This is a genomic window from Pantoea sp. FN0302 (genome assembly GCF_050113775.1).
In the GTDB taxonomy this organism is placed as follows: domain Bacteria; phylum Pseudomonadota; class Gammaproteobacteria; order Enterobacterales; family Enterobacteriaceae; genus Mixta; species Mixta alhagi.
This window is the reverse complement of sequence record NZ_JBNJSM010000008.1, coordinates 1-20264: the sequence shown is the minus strand read 5'-3', so window position 1 is coordinate 20264 and position 20264 is coordinate 1. Positions and strand designations below refer to the sequence as shown.

Sequence of the window (20264 nt, the reverse complement as noted above, 5' to 3'; positions counted from 1 at the left end):
CTGGTTATTTAAGCAAAAGCGTCTGCTTTTATTACACTTAGCGACCGGTGACGTCCGACAGTCGCTTTATCCTATAGCCCAAAAATAAAAAACGCCACGTCTGAGCGTGGCGTTACCCGAGTTTTCTTACCGTGCTAAAGAGTCTTGAACTCTCCCTGACGCAACGGCTAAAAAATTATGAACGTTTCATCATGTCGAAGAATTCATCGTTGGTCTTGGTCATGGCCAACTTATTGATGAGGAATTCCATTGCGTCGATTTCGCCCATCGGGTGAATAATCTTGCGCAGGATCCACATCTTCTGCAGCTCTTCCTGGGAAGTGAGCAGTTCTTCTTTACGCGTCCCGGAACGGTTGTAGTCGATAGCCGGGAACACGCGTTTTTCAGCGATTTTACGTGCGAGATGCAGCTCCATGTTACCGGTGCCTTTGAACTCTTCGTAAATCACTTCATCCATCTTCGAACCGGTATCTACCAGCGCAGTAGCGATAATGGTCAGGCTGCCGCCCTCTTCCACGTTACGCGCCGCACCAAAGAAGCGTTTCGGACGATGCAGGGCGTTTGCATCCACACCACCGGTCAGAACCTTACCGGAAGCTGGCACGACGGTGTTGTAAGCACGCGCCAGACGCGTGATGGAGTCGAGCAGAATAATAACGTCTTTTTTATGCTCAACCAGGCGCTTGGCCTTTTCGATCACCATTTCGGCAACCTGAACGTGACGAGATGCTGGCTCATCAAAGGTAGAAGCAACCACTTCGCCTTTGACCAGACGCTGCATCTCGGTCACTTCTTCAGGACGTTCGTCAATCAGCAGCACCATCAGCACGCAGTCAGGATGGTTGTAGGCAATGCTCTGCGCGATATTCTGCAGCAGCATGGTTTTACCCGCTTTCGGCGGTGCAACAATCAGACCACGCTGGCCACGGCCAATCGGTGAAGCGAGATCCAGCACGCGTGCGGTCAGGTCTTCTGTTGAGCCGTTACCGCGCTCCATACGTAAACGAGAGTTCGCGTGCAGCGGCGTCAGGTTTTCAAACAGAATCTTACTGCGCGCATTTTCCGGTTTATCGTAGTTGACCTCGTTAACTTTCAGCAGTGCAAAGTAACGCTCGCCCTCTTTCGGCGGACGAATTTTGCCTGAAATGGTATCACCAGTGCGAAGGTTAAAGCGGCGAATTTGGCTGGGGGAAACATAGATGTCGTCAGGACCGGCGAGGTAGGAGCTGTCTGCGGAGCGGAGGAAACCAAATCCGTCCTGCAGTATCTCCAGTACGCCATCACCGAAGATATCCTCACCGCTTTTCGCGTGTTGTTTGAGGATAGCAAAAATGATGTCCTGCTTACGCATGCGCGCCAGGTTTTCCAGCCCCATGTTCTCGCCAAGAGTAATCAGCTCTGAAACCGGCGTATTTTTTAGTTCGGTAAGATTCATAATGGTGGGTTCTTAAACTCGGGGTATATCTCGAAAAGGTTGTCGTGAATGGTATGGCAAAAGAAGGTCCATGCCCGTTAATGGCTCCGTTTCCGTGTCTGCTCGATGATCTTATGCGTGAATGCCGATCTGAAAACGAGGAGACGGTTGAAAACAGATGCCGGAAATTGTGATGCTAACCGTCAGATTGTTGAGGCACTGGGAAGATAACGCCAGCGTTCAACAAGGGAAACAAACTACAGGTAAGTTCGTAATGCAGTAGATTTAACTTAGCACGCTTCATGCCGGGCGTCTAGCGGTCTGGCAAAAATTACTCTGACCGCCAGCGCCGGCAATGAATCAGCTCAGGTTCGCGTTCAGGAACTCTTTGAGCTGGCCTTTCGACAGCGCACCAACTTTGGTCGCTGCAACTTCACCATTTTTAAACAGCAGCAGCGTCGGGATGCCGCGAATACCGTATTTCGGCGCCGTTTCCGGGTTCTCATCGATATTCAGTTTGGCAATGGTCAGCTTACCGTCATACTCTTCTGCTACTTCGTCGAGGATCGGGGCGATCATTTTGCACGGACCACACCATTCTGCCCAGAAGTCCACCAGCGTTAAACCTTCGGCTTTCAGCACGTCGGTTTCAAAGCTATTGTCGGTTAGATGAACGATTTTATCGCTGCTCATGTCTTACTCCACAAGATTATGCCTGGCTGGTTGGCGTAAAATCTGCCAACGTAGGTTGACTTTATTTCACCGGATACGCTTTCGTAAAGCAATAGTAAGCTGATATTCTACCACACTATGAGCAAAACACACTTAACCGAACAGAAGTTTTCCGACTTCGCCCTGCACCCACAGGTTATCGAAGCCCTTGAAAAGAAAGGCTTCCATAATTGTACGCCTATCCAGGCGTTAGCATTGCCCCTTACACTGGAAGGGCGCGATGTCGCGGGCCAGGCGCAAACCGGAACCGGCAAAACGATGGCGTTTCTAACGTCAACGTTCCATTATTTGCTTTCTCACCCTGCAGCCGAAGGCCGTCAGATCAATCAGCCACGCGCGCTGATTATGGCTCCGACGCGCGAACTGGCCGTACAGATTCATGCCGATGCTGAACCGCTGGCGCAGTCCACCGGCCTGAAGCTGGGTCTCGCCTATGGCGGCGACGGCTATGACAAACAGCTAAAAGTGCTGGAAAAAGGCGTCGATATCCTGGTGGGCACCACCGGTCGCCTGATCGATTACGCTAAGCAGAACCACATTAACCTGGGCGCAATTCAGGTGGTGGTGCTGGATGAGGCCGATCGCATGTTCGATCTGGGCTTCATTAAAGATATTCGTTGGCTGTTCCGCCGTATGCCTGCGGCAAATCAGCGTCTGAGCATGTTGTTCTCCGCCACGCTTTCTTATCGCGTACGCGAGCTGGCATTTGAGCATATGAACAACGTCGAGCATATCGAAATCGAGCCGGATCAGAAAACGGGCCACCGCATTCAGGAAGAGCTGTTCTACCCTTCTAATGAAGAAAAGATGCGCCTGTTGCAAACGCTTATTGAAGAAGAGTGGCCGGACCGCGCCATTATTTTCGCCAATACCAAACATCGTTGCGAAGATATCTGGGGCCATCTGGCAGCAGATGGACACCGTGTAGGGTTGCTGACCGGCGACGTGGCGCAGAAAAAACGCCTGCGTATCCTGGAAGACTTTACCCGTGGCGACGTAGACATTCTGGTTGCGACCGATGTTGCCGCACGCGGTTTGCATATTCCGGCAGTGACGCACGTCTTTAACTACGATCTGCCTGACGATTGCGAAGATTACGTTCACCGTATCGGTCGTACCGGACGCGCCGGCGCCAGCGGTCACTCTATCAGCCTCGCCTGTGAAGAGTACGCGCTGAACCTGCCTGCCATCGAAGAGTATATTGGTCACGGCATTCCGGTCAGTAAATATAACAGCGACGCGTTGATGACCGATCTTCCGCCGCCGAAACGCCTGACGCGTAACCGTCCGGGTAGCGGTCCGCGCCGTGCTGCGGGCAACAACCGTCGCAGCGGTGCACCGCGTAACAATAACCGTAAACGTTCAGGTTAATCACACCATGTTCAGCGCGTCGTCACTTTATGCTGCGATTGATTTGGGCTCTAACAGCTTTCATATGTTAGTGGTGCGCGAGGTGGCGGGAAATATTCAGACCGTCGCCCGCATCAAGCGTAAAGTGCGCCTCGCCGCCGGCCTTAACAGCGCCGGAGAGCTTTCTGAAGAAGCGATGGAGCGAGGCTTACAGTGCCTGAGGCTGTTTTCAGAGCAGCTGCAGGATATCCCTGCCGATCAGATTCGTGTGGTTGCCACCGCAACGCTGCGTCTGGCGGCAAACGCGAAACATTTCCTCGCCCAGGCCGAAGCGATTCTTGGCTGTTTAGTTAACGTTATTAGCGGCGAAGAAGAAGCGCGGCTGATTTACCAGGGCGTAGCGCATACTACCGGTGGCTCTGATGAACGCCTGGTGGTGGATATCGGCGGCGGTAGCACTGAACTGGTTACCGGAACCGGCGCGCAAACAACCGCGCTGTTCAGTCTGTCGATGGGCTGCGTCACCTGGCTGGAGCGTTATTTCGCTGACCGGCATTTAGGTAAAAAGAACTTTGAGCAGGCGGAACAGGCCGCTCGCGCCATGATTCAGCCTGTCGCGGGACGATTGCGCGATCAGGGCTGGCAAATTTGCGTGGGCGCTTCCGGCACCGTGCAGGCGCTACAGGAAATCATGGTAGCGCAGGGCATGGATGAGCGTATTACGCTGGATAAACTGCAGCAGCTTAAACAGCGTGCGATCAAATGTGGCAAGCTCGAAGAGCTGGAGATCGAAGGCCTGACTCTGGAGCGGGCACTGGTTTTCCCCAGCGGCCTCTCTATTCTGATTGCCATCTTTGAAGAATTAAATATTGAAAGCATGACGTTGGCAGGCGGCGCTCTGCGTGAAGGCTTGCTGTACGGTATGCTGCACTACCCGGTCGATCGGGATATTCGTAGCCGAACCATCCACAATATTCAGCGTCGTTTTATCATCGACGTTGAACAGGCGGAGCGCGTACGTCAGCTGGCGATGAGCTTTGTTCAGCAGGTAAGCCCGCACTGGAAGCTGGATGCTTATTGTCGTGAGCTGCTGGAAAATGCCTGTCTGATCCATGAAATTGGTCTGAGCGTGGATTTCCGTCTTGCCACCCAGCATGCCGCTTATCTGGTGCGCCATCTTGATCTGCCCGGGTTTACGCCCGCTCAGAAAAAGCTGTTGGCCACGCTGTTGCAGAATCAAAGTAACGGTATTGACCTGGCGCTGCTGAACCAGCAAAACGCTGTGCCGCCCCGCATGGCAGAACGGATGTGTCGGCTGCTGCGTCTGGCGGTGATTTTCGCCAGCCGTCGTCGTGATGACAGTTTGCCAACGGTGCAGTTGCACAGTGAAGACGAGGCGCTACAGGTGCTGTTGCCGTCAGGCTGGTTGCAGGCTCACCCGCTGGGCGCGGAGATGCTGGAGCAGGAGAGCCGCTGGCAATCCTATGTGCACTGGCCGCTCAGGATAATTTAGCAGTTGGGCTGCGTCATTGCAGACGCAGCCTTCTCTGTCAGGTTCCTTTCCTGGCTTTATCCAGCATCGCACGCAAACCGGCAACCCGACTTTGCCCGGTTTTCATGCGCTCTTCCGCACTGACAACTTTACGTTCGGTTTCCCACATCAGATCATCCTGCGGCAGCTCCAGCAAAAAACGGCTGGGCTGCGGACGTACCAGTTCGCCATATTGCCGACGCTCGCGGCACAGCGTGAACGTGAGCTCTTTTTGCGCGCGGGTAATGCCAACGTAGGCCAGCCGCCGCTCTTCCTCGATGTTATCTTCATCAATGCTGCTCTGATGCGGCAACAGCCCCTCTTCCATGCCGACCAGGTAGACATAAGGAAACTCCAGGCCTTTCGACGCGTGCAGCGTCATTAGCTGAACCTGATCTAACTCCTCATCGCTTTCGCCACGCTCCATCATGTCGCGCAGCGTAAAACGGGTTACCACCTGCGTCAGCGTCATTGGCTCATCCAGTTCGCTGCCTTCCAGCATCTCCGTCATCCACTGGAAGAGCGTATTAACGTTTTTCATGCGCATTTCAGCGGCCTTCGGGCTGGCGGAAGTTTCAAACAGCCAGCTTTCGTAGTCGATGCCGCGAATGAGATCGCGTACCGCATTTATCGGCTCCCGCTCCGCCAGCTGGGCAATTTCCCGTAGCCAGCCGGTAAAACGCTGCAGATTTTCCAGGCTGCGCCCGGTCAGCGTTTGGCCCAGTCCTAAATCAAAGCTGGCGCTGAACAGACTTTTGTTACGCTGATTCGCCCATTCGCCCAGTTTTTGCAGCGTTGCCGGGCCAATCTCACGACGCGGCGTATTGATAATGCGTAAAAAAGCGCTGTCATCATCCGGATTGGTTAATACGCGCAGGTAGGCCAGCAGATCCTTGATTTCAGGACGTGAAAAGAAAGATGTCCCGCCCGAAATACGGTAGGGAATGCGGTTTTGCATCAGCATCTTTTCAAATACGCGCGACTGATGATTGCCACGATAAAGAATGGCGTAATCTTTATACTGCGTTTTGTTAATAAAATGGTGCGCAATAAGCTCGCCGGTCACGCGCTCCGCCTCATGATCTTCATGATTCGCGCTCAGCACCTTAAGCTCGGCGCCGTAGCCCAGCTGTGAAAACAGACGCTTTTCAAACACGTGCGGATTATTGGCGATCAAAATATTCGCCGCTTTCAGGATGCGCTCGGTGGAGCGATAGTTCTGCTCCAGCTTAATCACCTGCAGCGCCGGAAAGTCCTCTTTCAGCAGCACCAGGTTTTGCGGCCGCGCGCCGCGCCAGGAATAGATTGACTGATCGTCGTCACCGACCACGGTAAAGCGCGCCCGCGCACCCACCAACAGCTTTACCAGTTCATACTGGCTGGTGTTGGTATCCTGATACTCATCCACCAGCAGATAGCGAATGCGCTGTTGCCAGCGTTCACGCACCTCCTGATTGCGCTGCAGCAATAGCGTCGGCAGCAGGATTAAGTCATCGAAGTCCAGCACGTTACAGGATTTAAGATGACGATCGTACAGTTCATAACAGTGAGCAAAGATACGATCCCGATCTGACTGCGCCCGCGCCTGGGCGTGTGCAGGATCAATCAGATCGTTTTTCCAGTTGGAAATGGTAGAAACCAGCAGCTGCAGCAGATTTTTATCATTTTCCAGCCACTGCTCGGTTAAATCTTTTAGCAGCGCCAGCTGATCCTGGTCATCAAACAGGGAAAAGTTAGATTTCATCCCCAGCGCGGCATATTCACGCTTGATGATTTCCAGTCCCAGCGTGTGGAAGGTAGAGATCATCAGCCCGCGCGCTTCTTTCCGGCCCAGGGTTTGCGCCACGCGCTCTTTCATTTCACGTGAGGCTTTATTGGTAAAGGTGACCGCCGCAATATGGCGAGCCTGATAGCCGCACTCACGGATCAGATGGGCAATTTTATTGGTAATGACGCGCGTCTTGCCGGAACCCGCGCCCGCCAGCACCAGGCACGGGCCGGTGACATATTCGACGGCTTGTTGTTGGCTGGGATTCAGACGCATAGAAGTACTCAGTGAAAATAAGGAGGGTTAACTAACAGCGTGGTAGTATATCCAGCAGCATCCATACGACTCAAGGCACGATCATGGCAAAAACCGCAGCGGCAATGCATATCCTTGTAAAAGAAGAGAAACTGGCTCAGGAGCTGTTAGCGCAGCTGGAAAAGGGCGCAGACTTTGAAAAACTGGCGAAGAAACACTCAACCTGTCCGAGCGGACGCAAAGGCGGACACCTGGGCGAGTTTAAAAAAGGGGCAATGGTGCCGGCTTTCGATAAAGTCGTGTTTTCCTGCCCTCTGCTGACGCCTTACGGACCTCTGCACACCCAGTTTGGCTATCACATCATCAAGGTGCTGTACCGCAACTAATAAAAAACCGGTGTTGAACACACCGGTTTTGTCTGTTTCCGCTTTGCTTATCAAGTCCGGGCCACAGGGACTCCGCTATGGTGTTCGTCCTGCAGCAAAGGGCAGGTAAGAACAGCCCCAGCAGCATGGATAACGGTGTGCTGGGGCGTGCAAACATGGTCAACGCAACGGCAAGCTAAAAGACGCTATCAGCCCGCGACAGAAATACGTTTCATATCGGTCATATAACCACGCAGTTTACGTCCCACCGCCTCAATCGGGTGATTACGTACCGCTTCGTTAACGTCACGCAGCTGAGCGTTATCTACTGCGGCTGGCGCAACCTCTTTGCCTAAATCACCCGCCTGCAGCGTGGTCATGAACTCTTTCAACAATGGCACGGCGGCGTTAGCAAACAGGTAGTTGCCATATTCAGCGGTATCGGAGATTACCACGTTCATTTCATACAGACGCTTACGGGCAATGGTATTGGCGATCAGCGGCAGTTCATGCAGTGATTCATAATAAGCGGATTCTTCGATAATGCCGGAATCCACCATGGTCTCGAACGCCAGCTCAACGCCCGCTTTGACCATCGCAACCATGATCACGCCACGATCGTAATATTCCTGCTCGGAAATCTTACCTTCATACTGCGGCGAGTTTTCAAAAGCGGTCTGGCCCGTCTCTTCACGCCAGGTCAGCAGTTTCTTATCATCATTTGCCCAGTCAGCCATCATGCCGGAAGAGAATTCGCCCGAAATGATGTCATCCATATGCTTCTGGAACAGTGGCGCCATAATAGTTTTCAGCTGCTCAGAAAGCGCAAAGGCGCGCAGCTTAGCGGTGTTGGAAAGGCGATCCATCATCAGCGTGATACCGCCATGTTTCAGCGATTCGGTGATGGTCTCCCAGCCGTACTGCAGCAGCTTGCCTGCATAAGCTGGATCGGTGCCATCGGCCACCAGCTTGTCGTAGCACAGGATAGAACCCGCCTGCAGCATGCCGCAGAGAATGGTCTGCTCGCCCATCAGGTCAGATTTTACTTCGGCAACGAAGGAGGATTCCAGCACGCCCGCACGGTGACCGCCGGTCGCTGCGGCCCAGGCCTTGGCAATGGCCATACCTTCGCCTTTTGGATCGTTTTCCGGGTGTACCGCAATCAGCGTCGGTACGCCAAAGCCACGCTTATACTCTTCACGCACTTCAGTACCCGGACATTTCGGCGCAACCATCACCACGGTAATGTCTTTACGGATCTCTTCACCCACTTCAACGATATTGAAACCGTGGGAATATCCCAACGCCGCACCTTCTTTCATCAGCGGCTGCACAGCCTGCACCACGGCTGAGTGCTGTTTGTCTGGCGTCAGGTTAATCACCAGATCGGCCTGCGGGATCAGCTCTTCATATGTCCCAACCTTAAAACCGTTTTCGGTGGCCTTGCGCCAGGAAGCGCGCTTTTCAGCAATCGCTTCGGCACGCAGCGTGTAAGAGACATCCAGACCAGAATCACGCATGTTAAGGCCCTGGTTAAGGCCCTGAGCACCACAGCCAACAATGACGACTTTTTTGCCCTTCAGGTAACTTGCTTCATCAGCAAACTCATCACGCGTCATAAAGCGACATTTACCTAATTGCGCCAGCTGCTGACGCAGGTTCAAAGTGTTGAAATAGTTAGCCATGGGCACTCCGTTTTGAGGTTGTGTTTACCGTTATTTTTTACGCGAAGCCGGTGACAGCCTCGCCTTCTATAGCCCCATCATATGACAGGAAATCTGTTGCTTAAATTGATATATTAACAACGTCGTATTGCAATAACTGCAACGTAGAAATGAGGCCTGAATCGCATGGATTTACGAGACCTGAAGCTTTTTTTACATCTGGCGGAAAGCCGCCACTTTGGCCGCACTGCCCGCGCCATGCATGTTTCGCCCTCTACACTTTCGCGCCAAATACAGCGACTGGAAGAGGATCTCGGCCATAGCCTGTTTCTGCGTGATAACCGCACCGTTACGTTGACCGACGCAGGAGAACAGCTGCGTCAGTTTGCACAGCAAACCCTGTTGCAATATCAGCAGATGCGTCATGCCATGGGTCAACATGGCCCTTCACTGAGCGGCGAGCTGAAACTCTTCTGTTCCGTTACTGCCGCCTACAGTCATCTGCCGCCGATACTTGACCGCTTTCGCGCGGAACATCCGCAGGTGGAAATTAAACTCACCACCGGTGATGCTGCCGACGCCGTGGAGAAAGTTCAGACCGGCGAAGCCGAACTGGCCATTGCCGGTCGCCCTGAAACGCTACATGCCAGTATTGACTTCACGCCGCTGGGCCATATTCCTCTGGTATTGATTGCGCCAGCCTTGCCCTGTCCGGTACGCAACCAGGCGACACAGCCTGAACCCGACTGGACGCAGATCCCCTTTATCCTGCCGGAACAGGGCCCGGCGCGACGACGGATCGACCTCTGGTTTCGCCGCCTGCGTATTGCTAATCCGCTTATTTACGCGACCGTTTCCGGTCATGAAGCCATTGTTTCCATGGTGGCGCTGGGCTGTGGCATCGCCCTGCTGCCGGACGTGGTGCTGGAGAATAGCCCGGAACCGGTACGCAACCGTGTTCTGGTACTGGAAGACATTGACTCAGTCGCGCCTTTTGAACTGGGCGTCTGCGTTCAGAAAAAGCGGCTCGGCGAGCCGCTGATCAAAGCGTTCTGGCAACTGTTGTAACTAGCCAGCCAGGAAAAAACGAAACGCCGGGTTCTGGCTTTCATCATGGAAATCGTAGCCGAGCGCGGTGAGATGCTCTTCGAAACGGGGTTCATTCTCGCCCAGCTCAAACGCCGCCAGCACCCGACCATAGTCGGTGCCGTGGCTACGATAGTGGAACAGTGAAATATTCCAGTAAGTGCCCAGCGTTTGCAGGAACTTCAACAGCGCGCCTGGCGCCTCCGGAAATTCAAAACTGAACAGGCGCTCACGAAGCGGCTTGGAGGGACGACCGCCAACCATGTAACGAACATGCAGTTTGGCCATTTCGTCATCAGAGAGATCGACCACCTGATAGCCGCCTGCCGTTAACTCGTCGATGATTTCCCGTCGTTCTTCCCGACCGCGCGTCAAACGAACGCCAACAAAAATGCAGGCGTCTTTGGCATCCGCGTAGCGGTAGTTAAATTCCGTTACCGCGCGTCCGCCCAGCGTCTGACAGAACTTCAGGAAACTACCCTGCTGTTCCGGGATGGTGACAGCCAGCAACGCCTCGCGCTGCTCGCCAAGCTCACAACGCTCGGAAACATAGCGTAGCCCGTGAAAGTTAACGTTAGCGCCAGAGAGAATATGCGCCAGTCGCTCACCCTGCAGGTTATGCTGCTGGATATACTTTTTCATGCCGGCCAGCGCTAATGCTCCGGAAGGTTCCGCTACGGCGCGCACATCTTCAAACAGATCTTTCATCGCCGCACAGATGGCATCGCTGTCAACGGTAACGATATCATCTAAATAGGCCTGGCACAGACGGAAGGTTTCGCTGCCAATACGCCTTACCGCCACGCCTTCAGCAAACAGTCCGACACGCGGTAAATCTACCGGCTCGCCCGCTTTCAGCGCCGCCTGCAGACAGGCTGACTCGGCTGCCTCTACCGCTATCACTTTGATTTGTGGCATTAATTGTTTAATCAATACCGCCACGCCAGCAGCCAACCCACCGCCGCCTACCGGAACAAAGATACGATCAAGATGCGCATCCTGCTGCAACAGCTCCATCGCCAGCGTTCCCTGACCGGCAATGACCGCAGGATGATCGAAAGGGGGAACAAAGGTGTAACCCTGCCGCTCCGACAGCTCGATCGCTTTCGCTTTCGCCTCGTCAAAGTTGGCGCCGAACAGATAAGCCTCACCGCCAAACGCGCGTACCGCCTCAACTTTGATATCTGCCGTGGTAACCGGCATCACAATCAGTGACTTAATGCCCAGTTTGCTGGCGGAAAGCGCAACGCCCTGCGCGTGATTTCCCGCAGAGGCGGTGACCACGCCTCGCGCCTTTTGCTCTTCATCCAGACCGGCAATCATCGCGTAGGCACCGCGCAGTTTAAAACTGTGTACCGGCTGACGATCTTCGCGTTTAACCAGTACCGTATTGCCAAGACGGGCAGAGAGCTTTTCCATCTTTTGCAGCGGCGTCACCTGTGCCACTTCGTAAACCGGCGAGCGCAGAACGGCGCGCAGATATTCAGCGCCGCAGGGCGCGTCGGGTAACGGTTGAGACTCAGCCATCCTTAGCCTCCAAGCTTCGATTTATCACGCACTGCACCTTTATCCGCGCTGGTTGCCAGCGAGGCATAGGCGCGCAGAGCCAGCGAAACCTGACGCTGACGCGAATGCGGTGTATATGCCGCTTCTCCACGCGCTTCTTCCTGTTCACGACGCGCATGTAATTCATTGTCCGGTACATCAAGCCTGATGCCACGGTTTGGAATATCGATTTCAATCATGTCGCCATCGCGCACCAGGGCGATTGTGCCGCCGCTGGCCGCTTCCGGTGAGGCATGACCGATAGAGAGACCTGACGTACCACCAGAAAAACGTCCATCGGTGATCAGTGCGCAGCTTTTACCCAGTCCCATAGATTTCAGGTAAGTGGTCGGATAGAGCATCTCCTGCATGCCCGGTCCGCCTTTCGGCCCCTCGTAGCGAATCACCACCACGTCTCCGGCCACGACTTTGCCGCCAAGGATCGCCTCAACCGCATCATCCTGACTTTCATACACTTTCGCCGGTCCACGGAATGTCAGGATCTCTTTGTCTACGCCTGCGGTTTTAACGATACAGCCATCTTCCGCCATATTGCCGTACAGTACCGCCAGACCTCCGTCCTGACTGTAAGCATATTCGCGTGAACGAATACAGCCTTCCTTACGGTCATCGTCCAGCGTGTCCCAGCGGCAATTCTGCGAGAAGGCCTGGGTGGTGCGGATACCTGCCGGTCCGGCGCGGAACATTTTCTTCACTGCCTCATCCTGCGTCAGCATGATGTCGTAATTATCCAGCGCATCACGCAGCGTCGTACCCAACACGTTATGTACGTTGGTATTCAGCAAGCCTGCACGATCCAGCTCGCCCAGGATGCCGATAACGCCGCCCGCACGGTGAACATCTTCCATATGGTATTTGGGAGTGCTGGGTGCCACTTTGCATAAATGCGGCACCACACGCGACAGGCGATCAATATCGGAAATATTAAAATCGATTTCACCCTCTTGCGCTGCTGCCAGCAGGTGCAGAACAGTATTGGTTGAACCGCCCATGGCAATATCCAGCGTCATCGCATTTTCAAAAGCGGCTTTATTGGCGATATTGCGCGGCAGCGCGGTTTCATCATCCTGTTCGTAATAGCGTTTCGCCAGACTGACGATGCGCTTACCGGCATTAATGAATAACTCTTTGCGATCGGCATGCGTAGCCAGCAGTGAACCGTTGCCCGGCTGAGACAGTCCCAGCGCTTCGGTCAGGCAGTTCATGGAGTTAGCGGTAAACATGCCGGAGCAGGAGCCGCAGGTAGGACAGGCGGAACGTTCGATCTGATCGCTTTCAGCATCGCTGACATTAGGGTTCGCGCCCTGAATCATGGCATCAACCAGATCCAGCTTGATGATTTTATCGGACAGTTTGGTTTTGCCCGCTTCCATCGGTCCGCCAGAGACGAAAATGGCCGGAATGTTCAGGCGCAGCGCTGCCATCATCATTCCCGGGGTGATTTTATCGCAGTTGGAAATACACACCATCGCATCGGCGCAGTGCGCATTCACCATGTACTCTACCGAGTCGGCAATCAGTTCGCGCGACGGCAGAGAATAGAGCATGCCGCCATGACCCATGGCAATACCATCATCTACCGCAATGGTATTGAATTCTTTTGCTACGCCGCCCGCCGCTTCGATCTGTTCAGCGACCAGTTTACCAAGATCGCGCAAATGAACGTGGCCCGGCACAAATTGGGTAAAGGAGTTAACGACAGCGATAATCGGTTTGCCAAAATCGGCGTCGGTCATTCCTGTGGCGCGCCACAGGGCACGGGCACCGGCCATGTTACGGCCGTGAGTGGTAGTGGCGGAACGGTACTTAGGCATGCTCTGTTTACTCCAGTCTGGATATATAAGCGGGCCGATAATCGCGCCCGCAAAATCATGAATTTATGGGTTTACCGGATCCAGCCAGCCCCATTTATCTTCAGTTTCGCCGGTGAACAGGCCAAAAAATGCCTGCTGGATACGTTTCGTCACCGGACCGCATTTACCTTCGCCTACTTTAATGCCATCGACGCTACGCACTGGCGTAATTTCAGCCGCGGTGCCGGACATAAAGACTTCATCGGCCAGGTAGAGAGACTCACGTGACAGCACCTGCTCACGCACTTCAATACCAGCGTCTTTCGCCAGTTTAATAATGGCATCGCGGGTAATGCCGGGTAATGCGGAGGAGGTAAACGGCGGGGTAAACAGGATGCCATCTTTTACTTCAAACAGGTTTTCACCCGCACCTTCAGAAATATAGCCGTTGGTATCCAGCGCAATGCCTTCCTGGTAACCATGGCGACGCGCTTCGCTGCCCACCAGCAGTGAGGAGAGGTAGTTACCGCCCGCTTTCGCCGCGGTAGGGATCGTGTTAGGCGCTACGCGATTCCACGAAGAGACCATCGCATCGATGCCCTGCTCCAGCGCTTCTGCGCCCAGATAAGCGCCCCACGGGAAGGCGGCAATGATGACATCAGTGCTGTAGCCATCCGGTGGGTTAACGCCCAGACCAACATCACCAACAAATGCTAAAGGACGAATATAAGCACTCTGCAGCTTGTTCACGCGCAGCACTTCACGGCAGGCTGCCATCAACTCATCCACGCTGTGCTTCAGCGGGAATCGATAAATTTTGGCAGAGTCGTGCAGGCGCTGCATATGTTCACGGTGGCGGAAAACCACAGGCCCCTTGTGGGAGTCGTAGCAGCGGACGCCTTCAAAAACAGACGTGCCGTAATGCAGGGCGTGAGACATGACGCTGACTTTCGCCTCTTCCCATTTCACCATCTCACCGTTGAACCAGATAAAGTCTGCTTTCTTCGTACTCATTCTTATTTCCTTTCGCGACTATGCGCGGATTTGTTGTGTTGTCTGTTGTTGAATCTGGACGCAAGCAACATCCATCAGTTTGCTCAGCTGTGTTGACAGTAAATCGACTGAGCGCTGACTGGCAACGGTCATTTCGATATTAATATTCTCGGCGTTAGCCACGCTGGCCATATTCATAGCACAGACCTGAAAGCCGCGATGACGAACAACGCGCAAAATACGCTCCAGAACTTCAGGCCGGAAACGCGCTTCGATAGACAACTGGTGCTGGTTCATACGGTTTTCTCCATCATGTTTGCGTTGCTGGCGCCGGGGGGCACCAGAGGCCAGACGTTCTCAAGTTCATCAATAGCCACATGCAACAGATAAGGGCCTTCACTGTTCAGCAGCGCATCTAATGCGGCGTCAACCTGATCTTTACGAGTGATACGCTGGCCAGGAATATCAAAAGCGCGAGCCAGCATCAGAAAATCGGGATTATCGGACAGGTTGGTTTCACTGTAGCGCTCTGAAAAAAACAGCTGCTGCCACTGGCGCACCATGCCTAAACGCTGGTTATCCATCAGTACGATTTTTATCGGCAGCTTTTTACGCTTGATGGTGCCCAGCTCCTGCACGTTCATCATGAAAGAGCCATCGCCCGATACGCAGATGACACAATCTTCCGGCCGGGCGACCTGAGCGCCAACCGCGGCTGGCAAACCGAACCCCATGGTTCCCAGCCCGCTTGAGGTGATAAAGTTCTCCGGCGCGCTGAATGACATATGCTGCGCCGTCCACATTTGATGTTGACCAACGTCAGTGGTGACAATCGCGCTTTTAGCTTTGCGATCTGACAGCTGGCGCAAAAACAGAGGCGCGTAGATGGCCTCGCCCGGATGATCGTAACGCCAGCGGTGCTCGCTCTTCAGCGCAATAACCTCAGCGCGCCATTCATCGATATCACAGGGTTGCGCCAGCTCCGGCAGCAGCTCATTAAAGTCACCCTGCAAGCCAACGTGCGCCCGACGCAGCTTGTTTAGCTCGGCCGGATCGATATCCATATGGATAACGCTGGCATGCGGTGCAAAAGTATCAAGCTTGCCGGTCACCCGATCGTCAAAACGGGCGCCAACGGCAATCAGCAAATCACACTGCTGTACGGCCAGGTTCGCCGCTTTCGTGCCATGCATCCCCAACATTCCGAGGTAACAGGCATCGCTGGCATCCGGCGCACCCAGACCTTTCAACGTTGCTACCGTTGGCATACCGGTTTGCTGAACAAACGCGCGCAACGCCGGTACGGCCTGGGCGATGCCTACGCCGCCGCCAACATACAAGACCGGCTTTTTCGCCTGCGCAATCAGCGCGCGCGCCTGCTGTAACTCATGATGAGGATGCGCAACCGTCTCGGCTACGGGCAGCAAATGCGGCGTCAACTCGCCGCTGGCTACCTGAATATTTTTGGGGATATCAACCAGCACCGGGCCGGGACGACCAGATTGCGCTATCGCAAAAGCTTCTGCCATTACTTCCGGCAGCGTCTCTAACGACTCAACCAGAAAGCTGTGTTTAGTGCAGGCCAGAGATAAACCCAGTACGTCAATTTCCTGAAAGGCATCGGTGCCGATAAGCGGGGCGGCAACCTGGCCGGTGATAGCGACAACCGGTACAGAATCCATCATGGCATCGGCAAGGCCGGTGATCAGGTTGGTGGCACCCGGCCCGGAAGTCGCGATACAGACGCCTACGTTACCGGTTGCTCGGGCATAGCCGATGGCGGCCATGGCAGCGCCCTGCTCATGACGGCACAGTAGGTGTTCAACGCCTCCGTCATACAGCGCGTCGTAAACCGGCATAATCGCGCCACCCGGATAACCGAACACGGTTTTTACCCCTCGCGCACGCAACGCTTGAACCACCCACTGAGCACCTGTCATCGTTATTCCCCTGCCTGATCCCGGGAACAACAGTATTTTATGCTACTGTACATTGTTTGTTCCTCTTTCATTAACTATCCCGATACCTGACCATAAAAAAACCCCCGGACCTTTCGGTGCGGGGGTTCTTTTAGATTCAGGCTTGATTTTTAAGCCTTTCTTCCTCCGAGCGCAGCCCCGCACGGTGTGATAATAATCACCACCACGCTAATCACGACTAGGCTAATCACTCGTAGAAGGGCTTTCATATGCTGTTCAAAATTTCACTTATTCGAAGTAATGCCTAAAGAGTTATCACAGACAGGCATAGCTCGACAACCTTTTTCATCACACAATTTTATATCTGCTTTAGCCATATTTAAAAATAGCCTTTCATTTCAAAAGGTAGCAAGCATTGAAAGTTATTCATTACGAACCTGTCGCAATGAGTTATCCTGGATGAAGTCTCTTTTTGCTTGAGCAACTTTTTAATGTTATGAACGTAGAAGCAAAACTTTTCGGCAAGGCACGCAACTTTATTTAACCAGCATCGCCTTGTTGCCGAACCCTCTGCATACTTCTCTGGAGATGACACAAGGAGCGAGTATGTCTTTATCCCGCGTTATTACACGTGCGGCCCTGGGCGTAGAAGCGCCGCTGGTGACGGTGGAAGTTCATATAAGTCGTGGTTTACCCGGCCTTTCGCTGGTTGGGTTACCTGAAAAAACGGTGAAAGAAGCGCGCGACAGGGTGCGTAGCGCGATTATTAATAGCGGCTTTGATTTCCCGGCAAAGCGTGTCACGGTTAATCTGGCTCCTGCTGATTTGCCAAAAGAAGGCGGCCGCTTCGATCTCCCCATTGCCGTTGCCATTCTTGCCGCTTCAGAGCAACTTCCTGGCGTAGAACTGGCCCAGTTTGAATTCCTGGGAGAGCTGGCGCTTAGCGGTGCGCTCAGAGGCATACAGGGCGCGATTCCCGCAGCAATGGCCGCCAAAGAAGCGGACAGAAGATTAATTTTACCTGCTGAAAATGCTGCCGACGTGGGTTTGGTCCAACAGGGAGAATCACTGGTTGCTGAGAGCCTGATGGAGATCTGTGCTTTTCTCTTAAAGCAGCATTCTCTCTCACCAGGGAAAGCAGAGGAGATAGTTAACGAAGAGAAAAGCGAGGACTTGTGCGATATCATCGGTCAACAGCAGGGAAAGCGAGCGCTGGAAATCGCCGCGGCAGGAGGACACAACCTACTGCTTATTGGCCCGCCGGGAACAGGAAAAACTATGCTGGCGATGCGGCTAACCGGGCTATTACCTCCTCTTACCGAACGTGAAGCATTAGAGTGCGCCATTATTGCCAGTATCGTAAAAAGTGGCGATGTGCATAAACAATGGCGCAGGCGACCGTTTCGGCTTCCCCATCATAGTTCAACGCTCTATGCGCTTATCGGCGGTGGTAGCATTCCGCAGCCCGGCGAAATTACCCTGGCACATAACGGAGTACTGTTTCTGGATGAACTGCCCGAGTTCAATCGAAAAACGCTGGATGCGTTACGTGAGCCGTTAGAAACCGGTGAAATTACCATTTCGCGCGCACGGGCCAAAGTCACCTGGCCTGCACGCTTTCAACTGGTTGCCGCAATGAATCCCAGCCCAACCGGACATTATCAGGGCAATCATAATCGCAGCACGCCACAGCAAACGTTGTGTTATCTCAGCCGCTTATCAGGGCCCTTTCTTGATCGTTTCGACCTTTCGCTGGAGATACCGCTGTTGCCGCCAGGAATGTTAAGCCAGCCGCAAAAAAACGCCGAGGGCAGTAATGAGGTCCGGTTACGGGTGCTGGAAGCGCGTGAACGTCAGCTGGCGCGTCAGGGCAAAGTGAATGCGTTAATGAGCAATGCAGAAGTACAGCAATGGTGTGGGTTACAACAAGCCGATGCAGAATGGCTTGAGTCAGTATTGGTTAAACTGGGGCTTTCTGTCAGAGCCTGGCAACGCTTGCTAAAGGTCTCACGTACCATCGCTGATTTAGCAGGGCAAGAAAGGCTTAGTCGTGCGCATCTGTTGGAAGCTTTAAGCTATCGCGGCATGGATCGTATGATGGCGCATTTGCATAAAAGCCTGGAATAGAAATGGGGCCGCAGCCCCATTTTAACGTCAGATGATTGCTATCTTTTCTGAAGAAGGTTTTGCTTAATCGTCAGAATCGCTATAGTCTTCAACGCCTTCCATTTGTGGCTTACCACCTGAAAGAGTATGAAAGCGTTTTGGACGCTTGATACGCGTCATATACTTACTCCATACGCGCTCAGCTTCAGTTTGTGGTTCACGTAAACCACGACATACTTCTATGAACTGACGCTCTTCTTCTGTCACAGGCTCACGTCTGGACAGATCAAGCTCATTAAACGCGTAACCGTGCCTTTCGAGAAGCTGAGCTTCTTTAATTGTAAAGTCACCATGACGCGAAAACCCACGCGGGTAGTGTTTGTTATCAAAAAAACGATTAGTTGTTGCGAAGCTATCCGCCATTTTACACGCTCCTAACTCTTCTATGGCCGTGCGATTTATGGCGCGGAGTATTAGTTAGGCTTGACAGAGTGTAAAACAAAACATTTAAATCATTACGACAAACAAATTTTTGGGAGTGGGCTGTGGATACGGAATTATTAAAGACCTTTCTTGAGGTGAGCAGAACGCGCCATTTTGGCCGCGCAGCAGAAGCCCTCTACCTTACGCAATCTGCAGTGAGTTTTCGCATCAGACAGCTGGAAAACCAGCTGGGTGTTAATCTTTTTACCCGTCATCGTAATAATATTCGGCTCACTTCTGCCGGCGAGCGTCTGCTTCCTTATGCTGAAAGCCTGATGAGTACCTGGATGATGGCGAAAAAGGAAGTGGCGCACACTCAGCAGCATCATGAGCTGTCGATAGGTGCCAGTGCATCCCTTTGGGAGGCTTACCTTACGCCATGGCTGCAAACGCTGTACGAAAACCGTGAAAGTCTGCACCTTGAGGCACGCGTTGCACAGCGGCACTTACTGGTTAAACAACTGCACGAGCGTCAACTTGATCTACTGATTACCACCGAAGCGCCTAAAATGGATGAGCTGACCAGCCAGCAGATCGGACATATTTCACTCACGCTATTTCGCTCGCGCAAAAGTGAAAAGCGGGAAAAGTATGACTATATCAAACTGGAGTGGGGAGCGGATTTCCATCAGCATGAAAGCTATCTGGCCGGTGCGGATGATGTGCCCGTACTAACAACGACATCAGCGCATTTAACCCGTCAGTTACTCCATACTACGGGCGCCTGCGCCTTTCTACCGGATAACTGGATACAGCTGTATCCTGATCTAACGGTTATTCCTGACACGCCCGTGGCCGTAAGGCCGTTATATGCGGTTTGGCTACAAAACAGCGATCAGCAGTCTCATATTCGTCAGTTACTGAAGTTTCCGGTACTGGTGTCAGCATAATTTATTAAAAACAGTAAACGGGAAGTTATAAGAGAAGAGGGGTGAGGGGAATATTCCATTCATCCTGCCATCATAAAAATGGTGACTGGCTAACGGAAAGCAAAAAAAATCCTTTGCGTTAGCAAAGGATTGTTTATCTGGCAGGGGCGGAGGGACTCGAACCCCCAACACCCGGTTTTGGAGACCGGTGCTCTACCAATTGAACTACGCCCCTAAATAAGGGTGGCGGTGCGGACGGGACTCGAACCCGCGACCCCCGGCGTGACAGGCCGGTATTCTAACCGACTGAACTACCGCACCACCGAATACTGCATTACCAGCGGGGTCTCGCTGATAACCGGTGTTACCT

General features: G+C 53.3%; 17 protein-coding genes and 2 tRNA genes. 6 read left to right on the top strand and 13 right to left on the bottom strand.

What is annotated here, in order from left to right; genetic code table 11:
- Positions 1–175: 175 nt before the first annotated feature.
- Positions 176–1435 (bottom strand): transcription termination factor Rho, encoded by a 1260-nt coding sequence (gene rho, locus ACQE32_RS18680; RefSeq protein WP_038628983.1) that lies wholly within the window; start codon positions 1433–1435, stop codon positions 176–178.
- A gap of 339 nt (positions 1436–1774) precedes the next feature.
- Positions 1775–2107, bottom strand: a complete 333-nt coding sequence (gene trxA / locus ACQE32_RS18675) for a thioredoxin TrxA (protein ID WP_085069436.1) — start codon at positions 2105–2107, stop codon at positions 1775–1777.
- A gap of 117 nt (positions 2108–2224) precedes the next feature.
- Here trxA and rhlB point away from each other — a divergent pair, with 117 nt between their 5' ends.
- Together rhlB and gppA are read left to right on the top strand one after the other, a co-directional pair.
- Entirely contained in the window at positions 2225–3517 is a 1293-nt protein-coding gene (gene rhlB, locus ACQE32_RS18670) for an ATP-dependent RNA helicase RhlB (protein ID WP_426975074.1), read from the top strand.
- Between the two features lie 7 nt (positions 3518–3524).
- The gene (gene gppA, locus ACQE32_RS18665) at positions 3525–5009 is read left to right on the top strand and encodes a guanosine-5'-triphosphate,3'-diphosphate diphosphatase (protein ID WP_427022245.1); all 1485 of its coding nucleotides are present in this window, start codon (positions 3525–3527) and stop codon (positions 5007–5009) included.
- A gap of 37 nt (positions 5010–5046) precedes the next feature.
- Here the strand turns inward: gppA and rep are convergent, their stop codons facing one another.
- On the bottom strand, positions 5047–7071 hold the full coding sequence (rep, locus tag ACQE32_RS18660; RefSeq protein WP_427022244.1) for a DNA helicase Rep: 2025 nt from the start codon (positions 7069–7071) through the stop codon (positions 5047–5049).
- Positions 7072–7154: 83 nt separating this feature from the next.
- On the opposite strand from rep, the gene ppiC reads away from it, so the two are divergent.
- Positions 7155–7436, top strand: coding sequence for a peptidylprolyl isomerase PpiC (gene ppiC / locus ACQE32_RS18655; protein ID WP_038628993.1), 282 nt, complete (start codon positions 7155–7157; stop codon positions 7434–7436).
- Between the two features lie 188 nt (positions 7437–7624).
- Here the strand turns inward: ppiC and ilvC are convergent, their stop codons facing one another.
- The gene (ilvC, locus tag ACQE32_RS18650) at positions 7625–9100 is read right to left on the bottom strand and encodes a ketol-acid reductoisomerase (protein WP_426975071.1); all 1476 of its coding nucleotides are present in this window, start codon (positions 9098–9100) and stop codon (positions 7625–7627) included.
- A gap of 165 nt (positions 9101–9265) precedes the next feature.
- On the opposite strand from ilvC, the gene ilvY reads away from it, so the two are divergent.
- The gene (gene ilvY / locus ACQE32_RS18645; RefSeq protein ID WP_250651153.1) at positions 9266–10147 is read left to right on the top strand and encodes an HTH-type transcriptional activator IlvY; all 882 of its coding nucleotides are present in this window, start codon (positions 9266–9268) and stop codon (positions 10145–10147) included.
- Here ilvY and ilvA read toward each other — a convergent pair whose 3' ends face one another.
- The 6 genes from ilvA to ilvL form a co-directional block, all read right to left on the bottom strand.
- Complete coding sequence (gene ilvA / locus ACQE32_RS18640; RefSeq protein WP_427022243.1) at positions 10148–11692, bottom strand: threonine ammonia-lyase, biosynthetic; 1545 nt, start codon at positions 11690–11692, stop codon at positions 10148–10150.
- Positions 11693–11694: 2 nt separating this feature from the next.
- Positions 11695–13545 carry a dihydroxy-acid dehydratase gene (gene ilvD, locus ACQE32_RS18635; RefSeq protein WP_085069426.1) on the bottom strand — a complete coding sequence of 617 codons (1851 nt, stop codon included), beginning with the start codon at positions 13543–13545 and terminating at the stop codon, positions 11695–11697.
- Positions 13546–13608: 63 nt separating this feature from the next.
- Positions 13609–14538: a branched-chain-amino-acid transaminase gene (gene ilvE / locus ACQE32_RS18630; protein WP_085069423.1), complete on the bottom strand. Its 930-nt coding sequence runs from the start codon at positions 14536–14538 to the stop codon at positions 13609–13611.
- Between the two features lie 18 nt (positions 14539–14556).
- Entirely contained in the window at positions 14557–14814 is a 258-nt protein-coding gene (gene ilvM / locus ACQE32_RS18625; protein ID WP_250651154.1) for an acetolactate synthase 2 small subunit, read from the bottom strand.
- Entirely contained in the window at positions 14811–16457 is a 1647-nt protein-coding gene (gene ilvG / locus ACQE32_RS18620) for an acetolactate synthase 2 catalytic subunit (RefSeq protein ID WP_427022242.1), read from the bottom strand. The genes ilvM and ilvG overlap by 4 nt, the downstream gene beginning before the upstream one ends.
- Before the next feature lie 149 nt (positions 16458–16606).
- Positions 16607–16705 carry an ilv operon leader peptide gene (ilvL, locus tag ACQE32_RS18615; RefSeq protein WP_071883719.1) on the bottom strand — a complete coding sequence of 33 codons (99 nt, stop codon included), beginning with the start codon at positions 16703–16705 and terminating at the stop codon, positions 16607–16609.
- 337 nt (positions 16706–17042) lie between these two features.
- Here ilvL and ACQE32_RS18610 point away from each other — a divergent pair, with 337 nt between their 5' ends.
- The gene (locus ACQE32_RS18610) at positions 17043–18563 is read left to right on the top strand and encodes a YifB family Mg chelatase-like AAA ATPase (RefSeq protein WP_426975068.1); all 1521 of its coding nucleotides are present in this window, start codon (positions 17043–17045) and stop codon (positions 18561–18563) included.
- Positions 18564–18626: 63 nt separating this feature from the next.
- Here ACQE32_RS18610 and ACQE32_RS18605 read toward each other — a convergent pair whose 3' ends face one another.
- Positions 18627–18965, bottom strand: coding sequence for a DUF413 domain-containing protein (locus tag ACQE32_RS18605; RefSeq protein WP_085069415.1), 339 nt, complete (start codon positions 18963–18965; stop codon positions 18627–18629).
- 122 nt (positions 18966–19087) lie between these two features.
- Between ACQE32_RS18605 and hdfR the strand changes: the two genes are divergently transcribed.
- Positions 19088–19915: an HTH-type transcriptional regulator HdfR gene (hdfR, locus tag ACQE32_RS18600; RefSeq protein ID WP_427022241.1), complete on the top strand. Its 828-nt coding sequence runs from the start codon at positions 19088–19090 to the stop codon at positions 19913–19915.
- 138 nt (positions 19916–20053) lie between these two features.
- On the opposite strand, the gene ACQE32_RS18595 is transcribed toward hdfR, so the two are convergent.
- Positions 20054–20129: transfer RNA gene (locus ACQE32_RS18595), tRNA-Trp, on the bottom strand.
- Between the two features lie 9 nt (positions 20130–20138).
- Positions 20139–20215, bottom strand: a tRNA-Asp gene (locus ACQE32_RS18590).
- Positions 20216–20264 lie beyond the last annotated feature (49 nt).